This window comes from Pseudonocardia sp. 2-7 (assembly GCF_056341085.1).
Window position 1 is genome coordinate 118,280 of record NZ_CP094508.1, and the last position, 14,431, is coordinate 132,710.

A 14,431-nucleotide genomic window follows, 5' to 3' on the forward strand; every position below is an offset into this window, starting at 1 on the left:
GTGACAGATCGTCACTCCACTGGAACGGGGCGCGAGCTCGGAACGATCGACGGGGACGACGCCACGGTCCGGCCGGTGGAGATCCACGTGTTCGCGATCGGAGGGATGACGTGTGCGGCGTGTGCTGGACGTGTCGAACGGAAGCTGAACAAAGTCCACGGCGTGGTGGCGACGGTCAATCTCGCCACCGAGCGTGCCCGGGTCGCCGTTCCGTCCGGCACCGATCCCCGCTCGCTCGCCAAGATCGTCGAACGTGCCGGCTACACCGCACGGCCATTGCCTTCCGCCCAGGACCTCACTGGTGGCAGCGCAGCGACCCGAACGCATGATCTCCGCCGCCGGCTCGCCGTCGCGGCGGTGCTCGCCATGCCACTGGCCGACCTGTCGCTCGCGCTCTCCCTGTTCCCCGAGCTCCGCTTCGCCGGTTGGGAGTGGGTCTTCCTCGGACTGGCGTTGCCGATGGTGCTCTGGTGCGGGTGGCCGTTTCACCGGGCTGCGTGGATCGCGGCCCGCCGCGGCGGGGCAACGATGGACACGCTGGTATCGGTCGGCACGCTCGCGGCAACCTGCTGGTCGCTGTGGATCATGCTTCGAGAGGGCGAGGCGGAGCCGGGCTTCGGCACCGGGTGGGCGGCCTTCACCCGGACCGACGACGCGCTCTACCTCGACGTCGCGGCAGTTGTGATCACGTTCCTGCTCGCGGGACGCTACTTCGAAGCACGTGCGAAGCGTTCGGCAGGGTCGGCGTTGAGCGCACTGCTCAGCTGGGGGGCGAAGGACGTCGAGGTCGTGCGCGACGGTGAGCCCGTCCGGGTTCCGGTGGGCGAGCTGCGGGTCGGCGAGCTGTTCACCGCGCGGCCCGGCGAGAAGATCGCAACAGACGGCCTCGTCGAGGAGGGCCGGTCCGCTGTGGACACCGGTGTGGTGACCGGCGAGTCGGTCCCGCGCGAGGTCGGGCCGGGTGACCGTGTCGTCGGTGGCACGATCAACACGGTCGGGCACCTGCTGATCGTGGCGACCCGGGTCGGCGCCGCGACGCGGCTGGCACGGATGACCCGACTCGTCGAGGAGGCGCAGGAGGGCAAGTCCGCCACCCAGCGCCTCGCCGACCGGGTGTCAGCTGTGTTCGTGCCGTCGGTCCTAGTCCTCGCGATGGCGACGTTCGCAGGATGGTCGCTGCTCGGCCCGTCGACCGCGAGTGCGATGACGGCCACGCTCGCCGTGCTGGTCGTCGCCTGCCCCTGCGCGCTCGGACTGGCCACCCCGACCGCTCTACTCGTGGGCACCGGCCGGGGAGCGCAGCTCGGGGTGTTCCTGAAGGGGCCCGAGGCGCTGGAATCGACCAGGCGCATCGACACCGTCGTCATCGACAAGACCGGCACCCTCACCGAGGGAAAGGTCCACCTCGAGGCCGTACGACCGGCAGCCGGTGAGGATCCGAAGGACGTGCTGGCTCGAGCCGCAGCCGTCGAACGCGGTTCGGAACACCCGATCGCCGCTGCCGTGGTCGCGGCAGACACCTCGCTCGGCCGGCCGGCCCACGGCGTCGTCGCGATCGCCGGGCTTGGCGCCCGGGGGACTGTTGACGGAGTCGAGGTGCTGGTCGGCAGTCCGCGGATGCTGGCCGAGCACGGTCACGAGCTGACGGACGCACTGGCATCGGAGTGCCTCCGAGCGGAGGGGGCCGGTGGCACCGTAGTCGCCGTCGGGTGGGCCGGTCGGGTACGCGGGCTCTGCGTCGTCACCGACCGGATCCGGCCGAGCGCCGCGGGGGCCGTCGCCGCGCTACGCTCGCTCGGGATCGAACCGGTCATGGTGACCGGCGACAATCCGCGGACGGCCGCTGCCGTGGCAGAGAGCGTCGGGATCGACCAGGTGATCGCCGAGGCGATGCCGGAGGACAAGGTCCGCCACGTCCACCGTCTCCGAGCCGGCGACCGGTCGGTCGCGGTCGTCGGGGACGGAATCAACGACGCCGCGGCGCTTGCCGCGGCCGATCTGGGGATCGCGATCGGAAGCGGCACCGACGTCGCCATCGAGGCGGCCGACGTCGTCCTCGGCCGCGACGACCTGTCGGCAGTGGCGGATGCGATCGAACTCGCCCGCCGCACCCACCGCACCATCGTGCGCAACCTGCGATGGGCGTTCGGATACAACGTCGCCGCACTGCCCCTCGCCGTCGCCGGCCTGCTCAGCCCGCTGATCGCGGGACTGGCCATGGTCCTGTCCTCGGTCTTCGTCGTGTCGCAGAGCCTCAGCCTCCGCCGGTTCACGCCCAGGACATCACCTGGGACCAGGCCGTGACTCGGACCGGAACGATCGCCCTCGCGATGCGGCCCGGCTGGTCCTGGCTCGCCTGGTGGGTGCCCGTCGCCGTGCTCACAGGTCTTACGGTGGCCACAGTGGCACCCGACATCGCGGTCCTATTCGGCTATCGCTCGCTGGGCGTGACGGCCTCAGTTGGTCAACCGTTGGCCCGCACACTGGCGATCGGCGCGGCGTCGGTGGCGGTGGCCGGCCTGCTCGCCGCCGTCGTCCACGCACCGGGCACTGCCCGAGGTGCCTTGAGCCCGACGGGATACGCCGCGCTGCAGGTGGTCCGTCCCGCGGGTCTGATCTTCGCTGCCTCCGCGATCGCCGTCGCCCTGCTCACGATCGCGGAGTCCATCGGGATCGGGCCCGGACGACTGCTGCAGAACCCACCGGCGCTCGTCCAGGCGCTGCTCACCATCGATGCAGCGGCAGGGTGGGTGATCGCAGCACTGATGGTCGGAACGGCCGGCCTGGCCGCCGGGACGGTGCTCACCTGGCGTGGTGCGACGGGAGTGTTCGTAGTCCTTCTCGCCGGTTTGATCGTGCCCCCGGCCACCGCGACGTCGAACTCTGAGCGTTCGCACGACTGGTACGGAGACGCCGTCACCGTGCACACGGTCGCCGCCACACTCTGGATCGGGAGCACGCTGGCGATCTGGTGGCTCGGTCGTGGGGGCGAGGTCGGTGAGCACGCAATGCGACGTCACGATCGCCTTGCCATTGCCGGCGGAGTCGTCCTGGTGATGACGGGCGCCGTACCGTTCGCACTCGACGTCGGGGTCGACGGGCTGACCAGCGAATACGGCTTGCTTGTCGCGGCCAGTGCCGTGGCCCTGATCGCGGGGCTGGCCGTCGCCCGCGGCAGCAGGCGACGCGGCTCCGGGCGGCTTGGGCTCGTAATAGAGCTGATCACCCTCACCGCTGCGACAGCTGCGGGCGCAGCGATGACGCGACTGATCCCCCCAGGTGCAGAGATCCCCGAGCCACTGGACGCAGACCGGCTCGTCTTCCTGCTCGGCTACGAATTGCCCGACCGGATGGGGTGGGCCGAGATCGCCGGTCTCTGGCGGGTAGACCTTCTCTTCGCCCCGGCCGCGGTCATCGGGGCCGTCGTCTACATGGCCGCGGTCAGCCGTCTGCGACGCCGCGGCGGCAGCTGGCCACGTCACCGAAGTCTTGCCTGGTCCGCCGGCTGCTTGACGGTCCTCGTCGCGACGTCGTCGGGAATCGGCGCCTTCTCCACCGCGGTGTTCGGAGTCCATCTCGTCGGCCACGCGCTGCTCGCCACAGTCGCCCCGGTGCTCCTGGTCTGGGGGCATCCGCTGACGCTGCTCCGGTGCGGCTCGTACCCAGGAGCGAGCGACCGCATCGACGCGCTGCTCGAGAGCGGGCCGATGCGGGCGCTCCACAATCCTGCGGTCGCGTGGACGGCAGCAGCCGTGTCGCTATTCGGTGTGTACGCCACCGGACTGTTCGACGCGATAGTGCTAGAGCACTGGTCACATCCAGCCATGAATACCCTCGCTCTCGCGACCGGCACCCTGCTCTTTCGCGCAGTGCTCGGCGCCAGGGACCCCGAGCCGCCGGTGTTCGTCCGGCTGGGTCTTCTGTTCGCGGTGATGATGCTGCACTCGGCCTTCGCGATCTGGCTCCTCCTGCGCGCCGAGCCAGTGGCGGGTTCGTTCTATGCCGCGGTGGCGATGCCGTTCATCCCGGACCTGCTCGCAGGACAACGCCACGGCGCCGTCCTGGCATGGCTCGTATCCGACCTCGCGGTCGTAGCCGCGGCATTGGTCGTCGTCCGTTCGTGGGGCCGGGAACCGGGTCCCGGCATCGACCCGACGGGAGTGACCACCCCATGATCCACACCGTTCCCGCAGGATTACCACCTCAGGATCCGCCACCATTGACAGTCGAGACGATGCTGTTCAGCTGGACGTTCGACAGCGTCGTCCTCGTGCCTCTGGCACTGACCGGGGTACTCTACCTCTGGGGAGTGCGGCATCTTCTCCGCCGCGGTGATGCATGGGCGCCTCGACGTACCGCGTTCTTCCTGCTCGGCGTCGGGCTTACGGTGGTCGGCACGGCGTCGTTCCTCGGTGTCTACGACCGCGCGCTGTTCTCCGTACCCGCGATCCAGCACATGGTGCTGCAGATGATCGCACCGGTGGGGCTGGTGCTCGGCGCTCCGATCAGCCTAGCGCTGCGGGCGTTGCCTGCTACGGGGCGCCGAGTCGTCCTGGCAACCCTGCACAGCCACTGGAGCCGGCTGGTCTCCCACCCCGCAGCGGCTTTCGGGATCTTCGCCGTCACACAGTTTGCCTTCTACTACACGCCGCTCTACGAGCTCTCTTTGACGAACATGTGGGTGCACGACGTGATGCACCTGCACTTCGTAGCTGTCGGTTTCCTCTTCTACTGGGCCCTGCTCGGGATCGATCCGACACCGCATCGCGTCCGCTTCAGCCTGAAAATGATCCTGGTCGTCGGGATGGGGCCCCTGCACATCCTTCTCGGCGTCCCGATCATGATGACCAGCACGTTGTTCGCCGCGGACTACTACGAAGCACTGGGCCGAGACTGGGGACTGTCGTTGCTCGACGACCAGCACCTGGGCGGCGCGATCCTCTGGGGCTTCGGGGACATCGCGGCGATCGGGCTCATCGGAGCATTCGTCCGCCAGTGGTTCGCCTCGGACGAACGCGCAGCGCGTCGGACGGATCGTCAGCTCGACCGCCTTTACGGCGACGGTCCGACCATCCAGCCGTGGTGGCTGTCCAGGGAGGAGGACACCCCAGACGTTCTCGGCCCGCAGCGAGACGGCACGTGAGGCGGTCAGTCGAACGAGATGTGAACGTGGTCCATGTGGTTCGCGGTGACGCCGCCCCGGTCCTCCTGCATCTCCCAGCCGCTGCCTGTGTCGATGCGCTGGCGGTAGATCACGTAACTGATGCCAAGTTCGTCCATGTTCTGACGGGCGTACTCGGCGAGCTTCTCACCGGTCGCACGATCGGCCATGAAGTCGAGTGCCTTGCCCTTGGGGTGGTCGGAGGCATTAGCGCGGCCCGCGACCCCGTAGACGGTGTCGACGCCGAACATGCAGCGGAGCCTCTCGCCCGCCGTGGCCGTGCCAGTCGCCACGGCGCCGAACCCCTCGGTGCCCGCAGCACAGATGCCCGGTCCGCCACCCGCGTCGCCGGAGCCGCTATCCGGTGGGCTCTCCCGCTCCGCATCCCGGCGGATCTGCTCCGCCTCGTCGACCGCGGTGGTCGCCGCGCGAGTGATCGCGTCGATGTCCAGAGGGGTGGGCAGGTCGGCGAGCGCCCGCGTCACCCCGTCCGACGGAGCCGGTGCGACGGGCAGCGTCGGCACTGGTGGAGACGCCGTCTCGGTGACCGGGGCGGTGAAGGCCTGCAGGGCGAGGTCCTCGATGTGGACCGTGCCGTCCCCCAGCGATACGTGACCCGCCACGAGTCCACCGCCAGCCACCGCCGAGGTCAGGATCCCGACCGCGCTGCTGCCACGGTGTCGGACCGGGCCCAGTCCTTGCGATGCAGGAGCGTCTCGTGTTACACGCGAGCGGGCCGGAACGGGTCGGCTCGGGGAATGCCGACCGGGTCCCACGCTGGCGCGATGGTGCCTCGGCACAGTGGATCGCCCTTCGTCGAGCGGAATCGGCGGCATCCGAAAGCAGGGGAGCAGGACACCACGACCTCGGGTAGGTCGTTACCGTTCCGAGATCGACGGTACCGGTCGGACTGCACTCTTCCGACGTATCGGGCGCTCGGCCGCGACGATCGGTCGCGTCGAAGCTGTGAGCGGATCATGCTGGGGGAGCGGCGGCGGGCCGGTGTCGTGGCGTGCACTATGCGTGCGTGATCCGCTAGCATGCAAACATTCGCATACATTGATGGGAGATCGATGGGACACGGCCATGGGCACGGGGTTGGCGGATCGGCGACTGCTGGCAGTGCCTACACCAGGCGCCTGACCGCGGCGCTCCTGCTGACAGGCGGCTACATGGTCGTCCAGATCGTCGTCGGCCTGGGCTCGGGGTCACTTGCGCTCCTCTCCGATGCCGCGCACATGGGTACGGATGTGCTCGGTCTGGGTCTCGCGCTGGTAGCCGTCGTCCTGGCGAACCGCCCCGGTGCCACGCAGCGCACCTTCGGCAACTATCGACTGGAAGTGCTCGCAGCCGTCATCAACGGGTTGCTGCTCTTCGCGGCGGCCGCCTACGTGTTCGTGGAGGCAGTGCGCCGGCTCGCCAATCCTGCTGAGGTCGCGGGCCTACCGGTGCTCGTGACCGCGGTGTTCGGGCTCGTGGTCAACGTGATCAGCCTGCGCCTGCTCGCCGCGGGTGCACGGGAGAGCCTCAACGTGAAGGGGGCCTACCTCGAGGTCATGGCGGACATGATCGGGTCGATCGGGGTCATCGTGGCGGCGGCGATCGTCTGGTCGACAGGGTGGATGTACGCGGACACCATCGTTGCGGCGGCGATCGGACTGTTCATCCTGCCCCGCACCTACGTCCTGATGCGCCACGCCCTCAGGATCCTGATGGAGGTCGCACCTCCCGAGATCGACGTCGCCGAGGTCGAGCGGCGGCTACGTGCGATCTGCGGCGTAACCGAGGTGCACGACCTCCACATCTGGACGATCACCTCGGGCGTGGAGGCTGCAAGCGTGCACGTCCTCGTCCGCTCGGACGACCGGATCCATCCAGTGCTGGACCAGGCGCGCGAGGTACTGACCGAAGCGGGAGTCACCCGGTCCGCCGTGCAGGTGGAACCGGTCGATCACGTCGATCAGCAGAACATGACCGCAAAGGCCAGGGAGCCATGACGGCCGCCACGCCCGACCGGTCCGTGGCACGCCGTCGTCGGCAGGCGTCGGCGGGTTCGTTGGGCTCGGCCCTCGCTGCGGTCGGCGGTGGGCTGGTCCTGTACTCGACGTTCGCTCCCCGCGACTGGTGGTGGCTGGCGCCCGTCGCGTTCCTGGCGATCGGCTTCGCCTGGCGTGGCGGGGGAGCGCGATGCGGCGCTGTATCGGGGATGCTGGCCGGGCTCGCGTTCTTCGTGCCGCTATTGTCCTGGATCGGCGAGTTCGTCGGTCCGATGCCGTGGCTCGTTCTGGCTACATTCCAAGCGTTGTTCCTTGCAGCGACCGGCGGTGCGGTCGGAGCGTTGCCGGATCGCTGGTGGTGGCCGCTCGCCGGAGCTGCGGTCTGGACAGCAGGTGAGGCTGCTCGCAGCAGGATCCCGTTCGGCGGATTTCCGTGGGGTCGCGTCGGATTCGGTCAGGCCGAGGGGATCTTCACCCCGGTAGCCACGCTCGCCGGTGTACCGGGGCTGGGATTCGTCGTCGTCCTGTCCGGATTCGCGCTGCTCGAGCTGATTCGGTCGACGGTTCACTACGCCGGCCCGATGCCCGTCGCCCTCTGCGTGGTGTTCGTGCCGATCATCGTCGTGATCGCATCTCCACTCGCCACCGCGCACGCCCGTCCCGACAGCCAGATAGTGGTCGCTGCGGTGCAGGGCAACGTGCCCCGATCAGGGCTCGACTTCAACTCCCAGCGCCGAGCCGTGCTCGACAACTACGTCCGTCGCACAGAGCAGCTTGCTGCAGATGTCACCGTCGGCAGGGAGGAACGGCCGGAGGTCGTCCTGTGGCCAGAGAACTCGGCGGACATCGATCCGCTGCGCAATCCCGATGCCCGGGCCGCAGTCGATCGCGCAGCCCGGGCGATCCAGGCTCCGATACTCGTCGGTGCCGTCCTCACCCCGCCGGAGGCTGAGCCGACGAACACGATGATCGTGTGGGAACCGGACAGCGGTCCGGGGGCTGTGCACGACAAGCGAAGGCTGCAACCGTTCGGTGAGTACGTGCCTTTCAAGGAGTTCTTCCGCACCTTCAGCCCTCTGTTCGGCCGGTCGAGCGACTTCGCCGCGGGTGACGGCAGCGGCGTGGTCGCCACCGCGGGCACGGTGATCGGCGCGGCCACCTGTTATGGGGTGATCTTCGACGATCTCGTCCGGGACAGCGTTCTGGCCGGAGCCCAGATGCTGGCGGTTCCCAGCAACAACGCCACCTTCGGGCGGACGGAGATGACCTATCAGCAGCTCGCCGTCGACCGCGTACGTGCGGTCGAGTTCGGGCGAGCAACCGTCGTGCCGACGACGAGCGGGGTCGGTGCGGTCATCCTCCCGGACGGCACGGTCCTCGCCCAGTCGGGGCTGTTCGATCCGGCTGCTTTGGTGGAATCGATCCCGCTGCGCAGCGACATCACTCCGGCGGCCCGTGTTGGGCCGGCGGTCGAGGGAGCCATCACCGGGGCCGCCGCCCTCGTCGTCCTCGGGTGTGTCCGCGCCCGCGTCGCCCCTAGGTGTGGTGACCCACCACGTTGTTGACCGGGTTTAGCCGGCTAGTCGGGCGATGGGTGGATAACCGCCGATGGCGGAGTGGGCTCGTCGAGTGTTGTAGGCATGGACCCAGTCGTCGAGTGCGGCGAGCCGATCGGTGTCGGACAACCAGGGGCGGGCTTAGGCGAACTCATCGAGCAGGGTCCGGTTGAACCGTTCTACTTTCCCGTTCGTCCAGGGGTAGTGCGGGCGGGTGAACCGACGGCTGATCCCGAGCTCGGCGCAGGCCTGGGTCCAGCCGCGGCCGGCCCGGTAGACACGGGCGTTGTTGGTCAGGACCCCGCGCGCGGGGCACGCCGTGATCGGCGAACCAGGCGGTGGCGCGGCGCAGGAACCCGGCACTGGTCGGGTCACGCTCGTCGGGCAGGGCCTCGACGTAGGCCAGTCGGGAGTGGTCGTCGACGGCGACGTGGAGGAAATCGTAGCCCAGCGCCTGGCCGTGGACCATGCGGCCGCGGACTTCTTCGCTGCGACTGTGCAGGCGCCAGCCACCGCCGTCGGGGACCCGGCCGAGTTTCTTGACATCGATGTGGACCAGATCGCCGGGCCGGGGGTGCTCGTAGCGTCGTGCGGACTGCTGTCGGCGGACCGGTCCTCCGGTGATCGGGTCGAGTGCACGAAGCGGCATCACCCGGCGACGGCGCAGGATTCGACCGACCGTGGACGCGGCCATGCCCAGTCCACGGGCCAGGAACACCGGCCCCGTCGGGCTCTCGCCCGCAGGAGTCACGGGTGTCGCTGGCGGATATCAGCACAGTCACAGGAGCGGCGCGAAGAGTGGACGTCGTGTCGCTTCCGCGTTTCAGCCTCCGGCGGTTTTCTCACGGCCCGATGAGTGCTGCCGCCCGCACCACGATGGGAGCGCTCGCTCTCGTTCTGATGGCCGGGGGCATCTCGTCCACGTGATCGCCCTGGCGGGCCTGGTCGCGTCCGCTGGTACGGCCATCTGATCCAGAGGATCTCGGAGGGCGCGACGACACCGACAGGGGCAGATAGGTCGTCCGCGAGCCTGTCCAGGTCGGGCCGGAGGCCGGTGCACCAGACCACTGACGTCGGTCGGTCCATGTACTCACCGGTGCGGGCGGCCAGCGGGGAGCTGTGGCTGCACACCGCCGCCAGCATGCAGCGGTTCGCGATCGGGTTCGTCCTCGGCGTCGTGCCGGCACTGGCGATCGGCATCGTCATGGGGCTGAACCGGTCGGTTCGCGCCGCCCTGACCCCCCTGGTCTCAGGGACCTATCCGATCCCCAAGAGCGCGCTGCTGCCGCTCATCCTGCTGATCTTCGAGCTCGGTGAGTCGTCGAAGGTCGTGATGGTGGCGATCGGCGTATTCTACCCGGTCGTCCTCAACACGATCTCGGGCGTGCTGCAGATCCAGCCGATCCACTACGACGTGGCGAAGAACTACCGGGCCTCCCGGTGGCGGATGTTCCGGACGGTGGCACTCCCGGGCGCGATGCCGAGCATCATGACCGGTGTCGAGCTGGGCGCCGGCCTCGGGCTGATCCTCATCGCCCTCGCGGAGATGATCGGTGCCGACTCCGGACTCGGCTTCATGATCTGGAACTCCTGGGAACTGTTCATGGTCGAGTCGATGTACGTCGGCATCCTGGTGATCGCGGTGATCGGTTTCGTGGTCGCGATGCTCATCCGGGAACTGTCCCGGGTGCTCATGCCCTGGTCGGATCGCTGAGTACCGGAGAAACGAAGATGACCACACCGAACACCGACACCAGCGCCCATGAACTGGCGGCGAGCGAGCCGAAGATCCGGATCGATGGCCTAAGCAAGCGATTCCAATCCCGCAACCAGGACGTCGTGGCCCTCGACGACGTCACCCTGGACATCCCGGCGGGACAGTTCTTCGTCATCGTCGGCCCGAGCGGCTGCGGAAAGACCACCCTTCTGCGGATCATCGCGGGTCTGGAGCGTCAGACCTCGGGTGAGCTGAGCATCGAGGCGGCCTCGGACGGGCGCCCCCTCAACTCCATGATCTTCCAGGGGGACTCGATCCTCCCGTGGATGACGGTGTGGGACAACGCCGCCTACGGACTCACCTCGCGCGGTGTCCGGCCGGCCGAGGTGCGCGAGACGGTCGGACACTTTCTGCACAAGACGGGACTGACCCAGTTCGCCGAGGCCTACCCGCACCAGCTCTCGGGGGGCATGCGTCAACGGGTGTCGATCGCACGGGCGTTTGCGAACGACCCGGAGGTGCTCCTCATGGACGAGCAGTTCTCTGCGCTCGACGAGCAGAACAAGACTCTGCTCCAGGAAGAGCTGCTGCGAGTGTGGGAGGAGAACCGCAAGACTGTCGTCTACATCACCCACAGCGTGGACGAGGCCGTCACGCTGGGGGACCGGATCCTGGTCATGACAGCTCGGCCGGGCCAGGCGAAGGCGCTGGTGGACGTTCCCTTCGAACGCCCTCGCGACGTGGTCGGGCTGCGTCACCGACCGGAGTACGGCGACATGGTCTACGAGATCTGGGGGCATCTGCGCGACGAGGTCAATGCTTCTCAGAAGGCTGTCCGGCCTCCAAGACCGCGGGTGCGGGGCCTGAAGACGCTTCTTCCGGGAAACTTCAGGCAGGTGGATCAATGACCTCCGGGCGGGTAGGAGCAGTCCTACTCGCCCGGACCATCACGGACATGCCTCCGGTGCTTATTAGTAGCCGGTCGAGAACTTCGCAAATGGACTCTGTAAGAGTCCTGAACGCTCAGATCTCGGGTAGTCGAGATCGCGTTAGCCAGCTCGATGCGGTTCTTCCGCCGTCGCCGGTCAAGCAGCTCGACCGACGAGCGTGACCAGAACGACTCGATCATGGCGTTGGCGGAGCAGTCCGCGATGCTGCCCATCGACGGCACTAGCCCGAAGGCCTTGCCCCGGTCAGTGAACGCCCAGGACCCGAACTGGGGCCCGCGGGCGGAATGGGTCACCGCCCCGGCCGGCGGGGTCCGAGACTCGATCGCCATTCCGAGCGCGTTGGTGACCAGCGCCGCGGTCGGCGAGATATCGATCGACCAGCCGACCACCCGGCGCGAGCACACCTCGAGTACCACCGCCCAGTACACCTTGCCCCCCGGGCCGGGTGCTCGGTGATGTCGGTGCCCCACAGCTGGTTCGGGCCCTGGCGGGCGAAGTCCCGGTCCACCAATTCCCTCGCGCGATCGCGGTGATGGCCGGCGAGAGCCTGCAGACTCGAGCGTCCGTAGCTCGGCCGCAAGGACCACCCCGCCGGGCGCCGTAGGTGCCCCCGCCTCGGTCCGCGCCGAGGGCCTGGAGCCGAGCGCGGAGGGTCTGGCTCTGCTCGACGGTGTCGCCGCCGGCTCGGTCAGCACCGGCGAGGCCCGTGAGCGTGTCCTGGCCCAGCTGGGTCACCGGCAGCGCGGCCTTGGTCGCGCTGCTCGGGATGCTGCCGGTGGTCGCTACCGCCGTTGACCGGCCCGGATCCCGACCTCGACATCGACATCGGCGTTCTGCGGAACCGGCTGGGGATCACCGATCCGGCCGAGCTCGCCCAGGCCGAGGCCGAGCTCACCGCGCTACGCCTGATCGAGCTGCGCCAGCAACCGTTGCCCGGTCGCTACGACCTGGACCACCTGCAGGACTTCCACCACCACATCTCCAGCGATCTCTACGACTAGGCCGGGCAGCTGCGCACCGTGTCCATCGGCAAGGGACAGCTGTTCTGCCTACCCCACACCTCAAGACCTTCGCCGCCGACATCTTCAGTCGCCTCCACACCGAGCAAGTCCTGCGCGGACGTGACCTCGACGGCTTCGTCACCGGCCTGGCCGAGCCGCTGGGCGACATCAACGCCCTGCACCCGTTCCGGGAGGGCAACCGGGCGCACCCAGCGCGCGTTCCTGGCCCAGCTCGCCCACGACGCCGGCTAGGAGCTGCGCTGGACCGCGATGGACCCCGCCGAGAACAACCGAGCGTCCGCACTCTCGCTGGCCGGTGACAGCTCCGCCCTGCACACCATGCTCGTTCGCCTCATCCGGCCACTCCGTCAGCTACCCCAGTCGCGACCGGCATCCACCGACAGCTGAGCAGCGCCTCCGCCTCGGCCTCGGCCCAACTCTCAAGGGCCGTACCGCTTGTGCCAGGGTCGGCGACGCATTGAACCGTCTCGGGTTCGTTGCCGGCTTCATGCTGGTGGCGGCTCCGTTTGGAGCGCCGCTGGTTGAGCGTAGTAGGCGCCTTCGAACTCGTCGGGTGGGACGTAGCCCAAGAGGCTGTGCAGCCGCCTGTGGTTGTACCAGTCGACCCATTCCATCGTGGCGTACTCGATGTCGTCGACCGTCTTCGCCGGGTGCGCCCGAAACGGACTGTTCCGACCGATCACCTCGGTCTTGAACAGGCCAATAGTGGATTCGGCGAGCGCATTATCGTAGGCGTCGCCGACACTGCCAATCGACGCCGCGAGACCCTCGATACCGAGAGTCTCGGAGAATGCAATCGACGTATATTGAGACCCGGCATCGCTATGGTGAATGAGACCATCGCCGATTCGCCTTCCTTCGTGGTCGCGTCGCCACAAGGCCATCTTCAGTGCCGTGGTGACCATGGCGGTGTTCTTCACCTGTGTGGCGTGCCAGCCGACGATCGCCCGGGAGAAGCAGTCGATGACGAACGCGACGTAGACGAACCCGGACCACGTTCGGCAGTAGGTGAAGTCGGTGACCCACTTCCGATTCGGCGCCGCCGCGGTGAAGTCTCGATCGAGCAGGTCAGGCGCGCGCCGGCCACCGTGGTCGGCAGGGATCGTGGTGCGGTGATGGCCCCCTCGGACCAGTCCGGTCAGACCCTCGTCGCGCATCAACCGATCGATCGTGCAGGCCGCCGCACGGTAGCCCTGACGGCGTAGGTGTGCGGTCATCTTTCGTCGTCCGTACATGCCTTCTGGGGTGCCGATCGTGGCGCGCAGCGCATCGGTCAGATAGGCGTCGGTGATTGTCCGAGCCGATGGTTTGGCCGTTTTCCAGTTGCGATACGTGCGTGGGGCGACCTGGACGCCTTGCTCGGTGAGCACGCGACAGATCGACTCGACCCGATATCGACATGCACGCATCTGATCGATGAACTCACAGATCAGCGGTGGCGAGGGTCGAGTTCCCTCGCGAAGAAAATCGAAGCAGCTTTGAGGATCTCGTTGGCCTCTTTCAGATCCCGGACCTCACGTTCCAGGTCCTTGATCCGCTGCCGCTCGAGAGTGCTCGGCCCGGGAGTCTGCTGGGCATCGACTTGTGCCTGGACCGTCCACTGGCGCAGCGACTCGACACCCACGCCCACCTTCGGGCCGATCGCTTGGCACGCCGCGTAGACCGACCGGTACTCGTCGAGGTGGTCGAGCACCATCTTCACGGCCCGGGAACGCTGCTCGGGCGGGTAGCGCTTGGACATGATCCACATCCTCCACAAGGAAGGAAGCGGCACCGAACCCGGGACGGTTCACATTTCTGTCGGTCTGTCCACTGCGCTTGGCTTGGTGGGCCAAGAGAATTGTCGACCCCCTGTCGCACACTGAGCCTTATCCCCGGTGCTGTGCGAGAGGACCGTGATGCCAGATCCCGTCATCGTGGCAGGAATCGCCCTGTCCCGTGAGCTTCGATCAGCGTTCCGCAACGCATGCGGCGCCCGCCAGAGCGAGTGGGTCGAGCGGAAGAACGAGGCGCTGACCGCCCTGCGGA

General features: G+C 68.1%; 12 protein-coding genes and 2 pseudogenes. 9 read left to right on the forward strand and 5 right to left on the reverse strand.

Annotation, left to right across the window (positions count from 1 at the left end; all coding sequences use genetic code 11):
* The 3 genes from MTO91_RS27390 (at position 1) to MTO91_RS27400 (ending at position 5,143) form a co-directional block, all read left to right on the forward strand.
* Positions 1-2,304 carry a heavy metal translocating P-type ATPase gene (locus MTO91_RS27390; protein WP_100877249.1) on the forward strand — a complete coding sequence of 768 codons (2,304 nt, stop codon included), beginning with the start codon at positions 1-3 and terminating at the stop codon, positions 2,302-2,304.
* 98 nt (positions 2,305-2,402) lie between these two features.
* On the forward strand, positions 2,403-4,175 hold the full coding sequence (locus MTO91_RS27395; RefSeq protein ID WP_157818148.1) for a cytochrome c oxidase assembly protein: 1,773 nt from the start codon (positions 2,403-2,405) through the stop codon (positions 4,173-4,175).
* Between the two features lie 59 nt (positions 4,176-4,234).
* Complete coding sequence (locus MTO91_RS27400) at positions 4,235-5,143, forward strand: cytochrome c oxidase assembly protein (protein WP_157818149.1); 909 nt, start codon at positions 4,235-4,237, stop codon at positions 5,141-5,143.
* Between the two features lie 5 nt (positions 5,144-5,148).
* Here MTO91_RS27400 and MTO91_RS27405 read toward each other — a convergent pair whose 3' ends face one another.
* The gene (locus MTO91_RS27405; RefSeq protein WP_392702616.1) at positions 5,149-5,802 is read right to left on the reverse strand and encodes a VldE C-terminal domain-containing protein; all 654 of its coding nucleotides are present in this window, start codon (positions 5,800-5,802) and stop codon (positions 5,149-5,151) included.
* 432 nt (positions 5,803-6,234) lie between these two features.
* Between MTO91_RS27405 and MTO91_RS27410 the strand changes: the two genes are divergently transcribed.
* Together MTO91_RS27410 and lnt are read left to right on the forward strand one after the other, a co-directional pair.
* On the forward strand, positions 6,235-7,158 hold the full coding sequence (locus MTO91_RS27410) for a cation diffusion facilitator family transporter (protein WP_100877252.1): 924 nt from the start codon (positions 6,235-6,237) through the stop codon (positions 7,156-7,158).
* Positions 7,155-8,723, forward strand: a complete 1,569-nt coding sequence (lnt, locus tag MTO91_RS27415) for an apolipoprotein N-acyltransferase (protein ID WP_100877253.1) — start codon at positions 7,155-7,157, stop codon at positions 8,721-8,723. The genes MTO91_RS27410 and lnt overlap by 4 nt, the downstream gene beginning before the upstream one ends.
* A 6-nt stretch (positions 8,724-8,729) precedes the next feature.
* Here the strand turns inward: lnt and MTO91_RS27420 are convergent.
* Positions 8,730-9,227: pseudogene (locus MTO91_RS27420) on the reverse strand (integrase core domain-containing protein).
* Positions 9,118-9,438, reverse strand: a pseudogene (locus MTO91_RS27425) (IS481 family transposase); the annotation flags it as partial. The pseudogenes MTO91_RS27420 and MTO91_RS27425, both read right to left, overlap by 110 nt.
* Positions 9,439-9,798: 360 nt before the next feature.
* Between MTO91_RS27425 and MTO91_RS27430 the strand changes: the two are divergent.
* The gene (locus tag MTO91_RS27430) at positions 9,799-10,428 is read left to right on the forward strand and encodes an ABC transporter permease (protein ID WP_405422034.1); all 630 of its coding nucleotides are present in this window, start codon (positions 9,799-9,801) and stop codon (positions 10,426-10,428) included.
* 17 nt (positions 10,429-10,445) lie between these two features.
* The gene (locus MTO91_RS27435) at positions 10,446-11,339 is read left to right on the forward strand and encodes an ABC transporter ATP-binding protein (protein ID WP_281010855.1); all 894 of its coding nucleotides are present in this window, start codon (positions 10,446-10,448) and stop codon (positions 11,337-11,339) included.
* Positions 11,340-11,362: 23 nt separating this feature from the next.
* Here MTO91_RS27435 and MTO91_RS27440 read toward each other — a convergent pair whose 3' ends face one another.
* Positions 11,363-11,968 carry a transposase gene (locus MTO91_RS27440; RefSeq protein WP_476655065.1) on the reverse strand — a complete coding sequence of 202 codons (606 nt, stop codon included), beginning with the start codon at positions 11,966-11,968 and terminating at the stop codon, positions 11,363-11,365.
* Between MTO91_RS27440 and MTO91_RS27445 the strand changes: the two genes are divergently transcribed.
* Both MTO91_RS27445 and MTO91_RS27450 read left to right on the forward strand, forming a co-directional pair.
* Positions 11,892-12,176 (forward strand): antitoxin VbhA family protein, encoded by a 285-nt coding sequence (locus MTO91_RS27445; RefSeq protein WP_476655085.1) that lies wholly within the window; start codon positions 11,892-11,894, stop codon positions 12,174-12,176. The two genes, MTO91_RS27440 and MTO91_RS27445, sit on opposite strands and share 77 nt — an antisense overlap.
* Complete coding sequence (locus MTO91_RS27450; protein ID WP_281010857.1) at positions 12,173-12,382, forward strand: hypothetical protein; 210 nt, start codon at positions 12,173-12,175, stop codon at positions 12,380-12,382. Before MTO91_RS27445 ends, MTO91_RS27450 begins: the two co-directional genes overlap by 4 nt.
* 506 nt (positions 12,383-12,888) lie before the next feature.
* Here the strand turns inward: MTO91_RS27450 and MTO91_RS27455 are convergent.
* Positions 12,889-14,144, reverse strand: a protein-coding gene (locus MTO91_RS27455; protein ID WP_281010858.1) for an IS3 family transposase whose coding sequence is annotated in 2 segments (ribosomal slippage) — positions 12,889-13,871 and positions 13,871-14,144 — 1,257 coding nt in all. Because the reading frame shifts where the segments join, the coding sequence is not laid out codon by codon here.
* Between the last annotated feature and the right edge of the window lie 287 nt (positions 14,145-14,431).